Genomic DNA, 9,100 nt, shown 5'->3' with positions numbered 1-9,100 from the left:
GGGGTGGATCGGGTGAGGAGGGGAGGGCGTAGGGTCGTGCCATGACGGGGCGAGCGCGACGGGCACGACGGGGGCGCGACGACCGCCCCGCGTCCGGAGCCTTCGCGGCGGCGGCGACGGCTTACGCGGCGAACTGCGCCCTCGGGCTCGCGGTGGCGGCGAGGCTCATCGACACGCGCCGCTTCCGCTGGGTGCACCACGCCCTCTACATCCTGACCTGCGCGACGGCCGGACTCGCCGTCGTCGCGGGTCTCGCCACCCGCACGCCGCGCACCCGTCGCGCCGCCCTCGCTCTCCTCCCCGCCGCCGTCCCCCTGGCGGCGATCCCCTACGCCGGGACGCACACCCGGCGGCACCCGCTCGTCGCTCTCACGGCGGCGCCCTTCGTCCTCGCGGGCCTCGTGGTCTCGCGCCTCCCCTCCGACCGGAAGTGACCGCATGGAACTGCTCGACGCCATCCGCCGCCGCAAGACCACGAACGGGGCGTTCCTGCCCGACCCGGTCTCCGAGGAGCACCAGCGCATCCTCCTGGAAGCGGCCGGGCGCGCGCCCTCGCAGCTCAACAGCCAGCCCTGGCGCTTCGTGGTGATCGAGAACAGGGACACGATCGACGAGATCGCGCGCATCTCCGGCGAGAGCATGACGGAGGCCATGTCGAACGGGACGTTCTTCGAGCGGTACAAGCCGTACTTCCGCTTCAGTCAGGAGGAGATGGAGGAGAAGCGCAGCGGCATGCTGTTCGACAAGCTCCCCGCGCCGCTTCGGCCCTTCACATCCCAGGTGTTCACGAAGCGCGGCCAGACGCTCATGAACACGTTCGGCGTGCCGAAGACGCTGGGCTCGGAGAATCGCAAGCTCGTCGCCGGATCGCCGCTGCTCCTGGGCGTCATGCTCGACCGGAGCGAGTACCGGCCCGGGCAGCTGTCGTCGTTCTACTCCGTGTTCAGCATGGGGGCGGCCATGGAGAACGTCTGGCTGACCACGGTCGAGCTGGGCATGGGCATCCAGTTCATCTCGTTCCCGATGGAGGTGCCGGGGCGCTGGGACGAGATCGTCCGGCTGCTGCGGGTGCCCGACGATCTCGAGCTCATGGCCGTGTACCGGCTCGGCTACCTGCCGCCCGAGCAGCGCCGCCCGGCGATCGACTGGTCCAGCAGCCAGCGCAAGCTCGTGTCGCAGTACGTGTTCCGCGAGGACTGCGACACCCCGCAGCAGGGCTGGGACACGCCGCCGGCGCGGACCTGAGTCAGGAGCCCCCGACCGTCCGCGGCATCTCCGGGAGATCGTTCAGCGCCGGTCCTTCGATGCGCGTGCCGTCCGCGGCGAACCGCGACGCGTGCAGCGGGCAGTCCCACGTGCACTCGGCGTCGTTCCAGTCGAGGACGCCGCCCAGGTGCGTGCAGACGGCGCTGACGGCCCTGGTCACGCCGTCGACCGTGGAGATGGCGACCGGGCGACCACTGCGGTTCGCCACGACGCCCTCGCCCTCCGCGGGCTGTGGCACGGGGACCGGCGTGGTCTCGGCCTCGACCCAGCCCTTCGTGGCCGCGGCGGCCACCTTCGCACCCTCGACGGCCCCCCGTGCGAGATCGGCGGGGACGGTGAGCCGGGTGCCGAGGCGCAGCATCCAGGACGGACGCTCGCGGCGCTTCGTCCCGATGATCTCCTCCGTGAGACGCAGGGCCGCAGCGGGCGCGTTCGACAGCCCCCATTTCGCGTACCCGGTGGCGATGCGGATGCGCCCGAGGCCGCGCGGCAGGGCGCCGACGAACGGGATGAGGTTGTGCGACTGGTAGTCCTGCGCGGACCAGCGGTGGGTCTCCTCCGCATCCGGGAAGTGCAGGCGGGTCCAGTCCACGAGGTCGTCGATCGCCGCGGTCTCGCCGTCCGAGCGGCCGACCGGATGCCCGTTGCCGCCGACGACGAGCTGCGCGGTGTCGGCGGGGCCGTCGGCGGCGGACACCGGCCGGATGGACCGCGTCGGGCCGTCGGCGGAGATGAACGTCCCCTCCGGCACGCCGCCGGAGACCCGGAACGAGACGCAGTACGACCGCATCCCGGCGACCTTGGAGAAGTACAGGCCGCGGTCCAGGATCGGGGTCCCCGTCGCGAGGACGATGTGCTCGGCGAACATCGGGCCCGCCGTCGTCTCCACCCGTGGCTCCGGCAGGGCGTGGGCGCCTGTCACGCGGACGCCGGTGTGCAGCGTGCCGCCTCCCGCGAGGAACTCCTTCGCGAGCGCGTCGGCGACGGCGACCGGGTCGATCGTCACCTGCGAATCGAGGGCGACCGCGCCCGCGACGGGGAACGGCGTCGACAGCTCGCCCGCGGTGAGCAGCCGGGTCGGAAGCCCCGCCTCCCGTGCGGCGGAGTGCTGGGCTCGGACCGCCTCGAGCCCGTCCGGACCCTGGGCGTAGGTGTGGTCGGTCCGCTCGGTGTAGCTCAGGCCCGCGCTGTCGGCGAAGCCGGTGAGCCACTCCATGCCGGCCCGGTTGGCGTCGACGTACGCCTGGACGAGGGCCGCCGGATGGTGCCTGCGGATGGTGGCGAGCTGCTGCCCCTGGAGGAGCGAGAGCTTGCCCGTGTTGCCGCCCGTCGACAGCTCCGCCACGTCCCCCGCGTCGACGACCACGACGTCGAGTCCGGCGCGGGTCAGGAGCACCGCGGTCGAGAGGCCGGTGAGCCCCGCCCCCACGATCAGCACGTCGTGCTGCGCGCCGGGATCGAAGGGAGTGCCGTGGGGTGCGTCCTGGTCGACCTTCCAGAGGGGCTTCATGCCGACAGTCAACGCCTGTCCCCGCCCCCACCCCAACGCCTTGACATCCGACGGTCGCGCTGTCATGCGGCGACTACAGTGGCGAGCGTGAGTCTCCGTCGTGTCCTTCTCGTCGCGCTCGGCGGCACGCTCGGGACGGCGGCGCGTCTGGGCCTCGGACTCCTCGTGGACGATCCCGGCGGCTTCCCCCTCGCGGTGCTGCTGGCCAACGTGCTGGGCGCCCTGCTCATCGGGGTCGTGGCGGCGCGGCTCCCGGCCTCGGCGGAGCTGCGGCTGCTGCTCGGCACCGGCGTCCTCGGCGGCTTCACGACCTATAGCGCCCTCATGACCGGGACGTTGGCCCTGTGGGGGTCGGCTCCGCTCCTCGCCGCCGCGTATGCCGTGGGCAGTCTCGTCCTCGGTCTTCTCGCGGCGGCGGCAGGGCTCCGGCTGGGGCGCCCGCGCCGGGGAGGGGTGTCGTGAGTCCACTGCTGTTCCTCGCGGCCGCGCTCGCCGGGGGCGTCGGCGCCGTCCTGCGGTACCTCGTCGACCTCGGCGTCGCGCGGCTCGCCGGCCGACGGTTCCCGTGGGGGATCCTCGTCGTCAACCTCACCGGCTCCTTCGCGCTGGGCCTCGTGACGACGGCGCTGCCGGAGGCGGCGTTCGTGCTCGGCGCAGGCCTCCTCGGAGGCTATACGACCTTCAGCACCGCGATGCTCGATGCGGTCGCACTGTGGCGGGACGGCGAGCGCGGCGCCGCGGTGTTCGACGCGGTCGGCATGCTCGTGCTCGGTCTCCTCGCCGCGGGGCTGGGGCTCGCGCTGGGCGCCGCGCTCTAGATCGACGCTTGCGAAGAGCCGACGTGCCGCGCTACTCTCGCTGCTAATCGTTTAACGCTAAACGGTTAACATCGCGCACCGCCTTCTCGTGCACCCGTCAAAGGAGACCTCGATGCCCCGCACCTCTCGCCGCGCCCTGGGCGCCCTCGCCGCCTCCGCGGCCGCCGTCCTGGCGCTCTCCGCCTGCTCCTCCTCCGCGACCGGGGAGTCGTCGGGCGGCGACATCACCCTCAGCTACGCGATCTGGGACGAGAACCAGAAGCCCGCGATGGAGGACATCGCCGCCGCGTACACCGAGGAGCACCCGAACGTCACGATCGAGATCCAGGTCACGCCGTACAAGGAGTACTTCACCAAGCTCCAGACCGCGGTGACGGGCGGCTCGGCCGCCGACGTGTTCTGGATGAACGGCCCGAACTTCCAGCTCTACGCCTCGAACGGACAGCTCGCCCCGCTCGACGACGTGGACGCGGCCGACTACCCCCAGGGGCTCGTCGACCTCTACACCTACGACGACGCGCTCTACGGCGCCCCCAAGGACTTCGACACCGTCGCGCTCTGGTACAACAAGGCGCTGTTCGACGCCGCGGGGGTGGAGTACCCAAGTGCGGGCTGGACCTGGGACGACTTCCGTTCCGCGGCCGCGAAGCTGACCGACCCGGCGAAGGGCCAGTTCGGCGTCGCCGCGAGCCAGTACGGCCAGGAGAACTTCTACAACTCCATCGCGCAGGCCGGCGGCGAGGTCATCTCCGCGGACGGCACCCAGAGCGGATACGGCTCCCCCGAGGCTCTCGAGGGCATCGAGCTGTGGACCGACCTCATCGCCGACGGCTCCTCGCCCACGGCGCAGCAGATGACGGACACGAACCCGGAGGACTTCTTCCTGTCCGGCAAGGTCGCCATGTTCCAGAACGGCTCCTGGGCCGCCATCGCCTACGCGGACAACGCGGACATCGGGGGCAGCGTCGACGTGGCGCCGCTGCCGGCGGGTCCGGAGGGCAACCAGAGCGTGATCCACGGCGTCGGGAACGTCGCGAACGCCAAGAGCGCGCACGTGGAGGAGGCCAAGGACTTCGCCGCCTTCGCGAGCGGCGAGCAGGCCGCGAAGATCCAGGCCGAGACCGGCACCGTGATCCCCGCGTACAACGGCACCCAGCAGGCCTGGGTCGACGCCCTCCCGCAGTACGACCTGCAGGTCTACATCGACGCGCTGGAGACGGCCGTCCCGTACCCCGTGTCGAAGAACACCTCCGCGTGGACGAGCATCGAGAGCGAGGTGCTGTCCCAGGTGTGGTCCGGAGCGGTCTCCCCGAAGGACGGCCTGCAGGACCTCGCCGCGCAGATGCAGACCGCGCTGGACGCCGAGCAGGAGTGACCGGATGACCGTCCTCGCGCCTCGCGCGGTCGCCCCCGCCGCCGGACGGACCCCGGAGGCCCCGCCCTCCGGGGTCCGCCGGCGGCGCCGCACGCCCGGTGCCTCGCCGTGGTGGGCTCTGGTGTTCCTCGGGCCCACCGCCCTGGGCCTCGCCGTGTTCTACCTGTGGCCGACCGTGCGCACGCTCATCATCTCCTTCACGAAGTCGGGGCCGTTCGGCGGCGCGGAGTGGATCGGGTTCGAGAACTACGTCCGGCTGTTCCAGGATCCGGAGCTCCTCGGGGCCCTCCGCAACACCGCGGTCTACACGGTGATCGCGCTCATCGGCATCCCCCTCGCGGTCGGGATCGCCGCGCTGCTGAACACCACCGGTCTCAAGGGCCGCAGCGCCTATCGCACGCTCTACTTCATCCCCGTCGTCACCATGCCCGCGGCGATCGCGCTCGTGTGGCGCATGATCTACAACGGCGACTACGGCGTGCTGAACGCGGCCCTCGGCGCGGTCGGCATCGAGGGGCGGAGCTGGCTGACCGATCCGAACACCGCGCTGGTCGCGATCGCCGTCGTCGGCATCTGGGCGGGCCTCGGGACCAACATCGTCATCTTCCTCGCCGGGCTCCAGGGCATCCCCGACACGATCATGGAGGCGGCCGACCTCGACGGGGCGGGCCCCGTACGCAAGTTCTTCTCGATCACGATCCCGCTGCTGTCGCCCTCGATCTTCTTCGTCAGCGTCATCAGCGTGATCGGGGCGCTGCAGGTGTTCGATCTCATCTACATGATGCTCGGCCGCAGCAACCCCGCGATGCCGAACACCCGCACCGTCGTCTACCTGTTCTACGAGGCGGGCTTCCTCGACAACGACCGCGGCTACGCCGCCGCCGTCGCCTTCCTCCTGCTGCTGATCATCCTCGTGCTGACGATCGTGCAGTTCCGGCTGCAGAAGAAGTGGGTGCACTATGAGTGACGTCTCCCTCGACACCCGCGCGGTCGTCGGTGCCGCCCCCGCACGATCGCGGAGGGCGGGCACCCCACGGAACCGCGGGCTGTGGATCGTCCACGTCGTGCTCATCGTCGGCGCCGCGCTCATGGTGTTCCCGTTCGTCTGGCAGCTGCTGACCTCGTTCAAGACGCTGTCCGACTCGGTGCAGGTGCCGCCGTCGTTCCTTCCGCGCGAGTGGGTGTTCACCAACTTCGCCGAGGTCTTCGACTCGATGCCGTTCGGGCAGATGTTCCTGAACTCCGTGCTCCTCACGGTCGGCCGCACGGTCGGGCAGGTCGCCCTGTGCACCATGGCGGGCTACGCGTTCGCGCGCATCGCCTTCCCGGGCCGGAACGCCCTGTTCGTCGTGTTCCTCTCGGTGCTCATGGTGCCCTCGCAGCTCTACCTGCTGCCGCAGTACGAGATCATCCAGGCGCTCGGCTGGCTGAACACGCTGCAGGCGCTCATCGTGCCCGGCATCTTCAGCGCCTTCGGGACCTTCCTGATGCGGCAGTTCTTCCTCTCGATGCCGGCCGAGCTGGAGGAGGCGGCGCGCATCGACGGGGCGAATCCGTGGCAGACCTTCTGGCGGATCATGGTTCCGCTCGCGAAGCCTGGCATCATCGCACTTGTGGTGTTCACTGTGCTGTGGTCCTGGAACGATCTGCTGTGGCCGCTGATCGTGACGACCGATCCGGCGAAGATGCCGCTGTCGGTCGGACTCTCGCAGCTCGTCGGCATCCACGGCACCGACTACCCGGTGCTCATGGCGGGTGCCCTGCTGGCGACCCTGCCCATGCTGGTGACGTTCATGATCCTGCAGCGGCAGTTCATCCAGGGCATCGCGTTCAGCGGGACGAAGGGCTGAGACATGGCACAGCGTGAGCACGCCCCGAGCCGCCGCCCGACCCTGCGGATGGTGGCCGAACGTGCCGGAGTGTCGACCGCGACCGTCTCGTACGTGTTCTCCGGGCGAGCAGGGGCGAGCGGGGCGGGCGTGGCCGAGGCCACCGCGGCGCGGGTGCTCGCGGCGGCGGACGAGCTCAACTACCGGCCGAACACGGCCGCGAGGGCGATCCGCACGGGTCGCAGCGGCATGGTGCAGCTCTCCCTGCACATGCTGAGCGATCCGTGGTCGCTGGCGGTGGCCGACGCCGTGAACGCCGAGGCGAACCGGCACGGGCTGACGACGCTGATCCTCGCCGACGGCGACTGGCACGCGGCGCTCGACCGCGTCGAGAGCGACGTGGCGTATCTCGACGGCGTCGGCCTGGACGAGGAGGACGCGCGACGGCTGGGCGACCTCGTCAAGCGGGGCCAGCGGCTCGTGGTGTTCTCGGAGCACCTGGAGCCGGACGGCTTCGACGTCATCCGCTCGGACGCGATCCCGGGGTGCGAGCTCGCGATGGATCACCTGCTGGAGCGGCACACGGCCATCGGCTGCATCGCCGCGGAGGGTGCCGTCCGCCTCGCGGGAACCCAGGTCACGCGCTACACGCCGTACGTCGAGAAGCTCGCGGCGGCCGGCATCTCCCCGGATCCGGCGTGGACCGTGACCTATGCGGAGACCCAGGCCAGCGCCTTCACCGCCGCGATCGAGCTGCTGTCGCAGGAGAACCGCCCGGACGCCGTGTACGCGACGACCGACTTCGCCGCGATCGCCGCGATCAACGCCGCGCACATGCTCGGGCTTCGCGTGCCGCACGACGTCGCGGTGATCGGTGTCGGGAACACGCCGGACGCACGGCTCATCGCGCCCACCCTCACCACCGTCGGCCCCACGGACTTCTACGAGCGTCAGGCGCGGATCATCGTCGAGAAGGCGCTCGAGGGCGACCCCTCGCCCGGGGCGCTGCACGAGTTCCCCTGGGCCCTCGTCCCCGGCGGCTCGACCGACCTCGACGCCCCGGCAGCCCGCGGCCGCTGAGCCGCCCCCTTTCTCTCCCCCTCTGTCACGAAGGACTTCTGTTGGACCTCCACATCGGCATCATCGGCTTCGGCGCGCGCTCCACTCTCCAGGAGGAGGTGCACCGGCCGGGGCACGGCTCCCGCATCACCGCCGTCTGCGACCTCGCCCCGCGCGCCCGCGAGGACGCCAGGGCGCTCGTCCCCGACGCGCTCATCACCGACTCCCTTGACGAGCTGCTCGCATCCGGCGTCGACGCGGTCATGGTGCTGACCCCGGACGACACCCACGCCGCCCTGACCATCCGGGCGCTGGAAGCCGGGGTGCCCGTCTTCTGCGAGAAGCCCCTCGCGATCGACCTCGCCGACGCCGACCGCATGCTGGAGACCGCGCGACGCACCGGCACCCGGCTCTACATCGGTCACAACATGCGGCACATGCCCGTGATCACCCTCATGCGCGGGCTCATCCGGGACGGGCGCATCGGGCAGGTGAAGGCCGTATGGGTGCGGCACTTCGTGGGGCACGGCGGCGACTTCTACTTCAAGGACTGGCACGCCGACCGGAGCCGTACCACCGGACTCCTCCTGCAGAAGGGAGCGCACGACCTCGACATCATCCACTGGCTGGCCGGCGCGTACACCGAGCAGGTGGCGGCGATGGGCGGCCTGAGCGTCTACGGCGACATCACCGACCGGCGGGACCGCGCGGGGGAGCGGATGCCCGACTGGTTCAGCATGGACAACTGGCCGCCGACCGCGCTCACGGGACTCCACCCCGTCGTCGACGTCGAGGACATCTCGATGGTGAACCTGAGGCTGGAGGGCGGGATCTTCGCGTCCTACCAGCAGTGCCACTTCACCCCGGACTACTGGCGGAACTACACCGTGATCGGCACCGAGGGGCGCATCGAGAACTTCGGCGACGTGGCCGGCAGCGAGGTGAGGCTGTGGAACCGTCGGCATGCCGGGGCGGCCGACGCGGACGAGGTGTTCATCGTGCCCGAGGTGCCCGACGCCGGACACGACGGTGCCGACGCGCTGCTCGTGGCCGAGTTCCTCCGGTTCGTGCGGCACGGTGGTCTCACGGCGACCTCTCCCGTCGCGGCGCGGGAGGCCGTGGCTGCCGGGATCCTCGCGACCGCGTCCCTCCGGGGCGACGGCTCCGCGATCTCCGTCCCTCCGCTCGACCCCGAGCTCGTCGCCTACTTCGAGCGCGGCCAGACCCCCTCCTCCACCCCCTC

General features: G+C 71.0%; 10 protein-coding genes. 9 read left to right on the top strand and 1 reads right to left on the bottom strand.

From position 1 onward, the window contains the following. Positions 1 to 41 precede the first annotated feature (41 nt). Both BV453_RS01290 and BV453_RS01285 read left to right on the top strand, forming a co-directional pair. Entirely contained in the window at positions 42 to 434 is a 393-nt protein-coding gene (locus tag BV453_RS01290; protein WP_249520672.1) for a hypothetical protein, read from the top strand. Between the two features lie 4 nt (positions 435 to 438). Further along, positions 439 to 1,245, top strand: a complete 807-nt coding sequence (locus tag BV453_RS01285) for a nitroreductase family protein (RefSeq protein WP_025104699.1) — start codon at positions 439 to 441, stop codon at positions 1,243 to 1,245. A gap of 1 nt (position 1,246) precedes the next feature. Here the strand turns inward: BV453_RS01285 and BV453_RS01280 are convergent, their stop codons facing one another. Next, positions 1,247 to 2,776, bottom strand: a complete 1,530-nt coding sequence (locus tag BV453_RS01280) for an FAD-dependent oxidoreductase (RefSeq protein WP_249520671.1) — start codon at positions 2,774 to 2,776, stop codon at positions 1,247 to 1,249. Positions 2,777 to 2,863: 87 nt separating this feature from the next. On the opposite strand from BV453_RS01280, the gene BV453_RS01275 reads away from it, so the two are divergent. From BV453_RS01275 to BV453_RS01245, 7 genes are all read left to right on the top strand, one after another. Further along, complete coding sequence (locus BV453_RS01275; protein WP_249520670.1) at positions 2,864 to 3,238, top strand: CrcB family protein; 375 nt, start codon at positions 2,864 to 2,866, stop codon at positions 3,236 to 3,238. Then, positions 3,235 to 3,594 (top strand): CrcB family protein, encoded by a 360-nt coding sequence (locus BV453_RS01270; RefSeq protein ID WP_085604829.1) that lies wholly within the window; start codon positions 3,235 to 3,237, stop codon positions 3,592 to 3,594. The genes BV453_RS01275 and BV453_RS01270 overlap by 4 nt, the downstream gene beginning before the upstream one ends. A gap of 112 nt (positions 3,595 to 3,706) precedes the next feature. Beyond that, positions 3,707 to 4,969: a sugar ABC transporter substrate-binding protein gene (locus BV453_RS01265; RefSeq protein ID WP_025104695.1), complete on the top strand. Its 1,263-nt coding sequence runs from the start codon at positions 3,707 to 3,709 to the stop codon at positions 4,967 to 4,969. A gap of 4 nt (positions 4,970 to 4,973) precedes the next feature. After that, entirely contained in the window at positions 4,974 to 5,936 is a 963-nt protein-coding gene (locus BV453_RS01260; protein WP_062637352.1) for a carbohydrate ABC transporter permease, read from the top strand. Continuing rightward, positions 5,929 to 6,819 (top strand): carbohydrate ABC transporter permease, encoded by an 891-nt coding sequence (locus BV453_RS01255; protein ID WP_025104693.1) that lies wholly within the window; start codon positions 5,929 to 5,931, stop codon positions 6,817 to 6,819. Before BV453_RS01260 ends, BV453_RS01255 begins: the two co-directional genes overlap by 8 nt. Before the next feature lie 3 nt (positions 6,820 to 6,822). Next, entirely contained in the window at positions 6,823 to 7,878 is a 1,056-nt protein-coding gene (locus tag BV453_RS01250) for a LacI family DNA-binding transcriptional regulator (RefSeq protein WP_249520669.1), read from the top strand. 41 nt (positions 7,879 to 7,919) lie between these two features. Beyond that, the coding region (locus BV453_RS01245; protein ID WP_249520668.1) for a Gfo/Idh/MocA family protein at positions 7,920 to 9,100 on the top strand (1,181 nt) is incomplete at its 3' end.

Origin of the sequence: Microbacterium sp. ER1, from assembly GCF_023383675.1 — a bacterium.
GTDB lineage: Bacteria > Actinomycetota > Actinomycetes > Actinomycetales > Microbacteriaceae > Microbacterium.
This window is presented reverse-complemented; position numbering and strand designations above follow the sequence as displayed.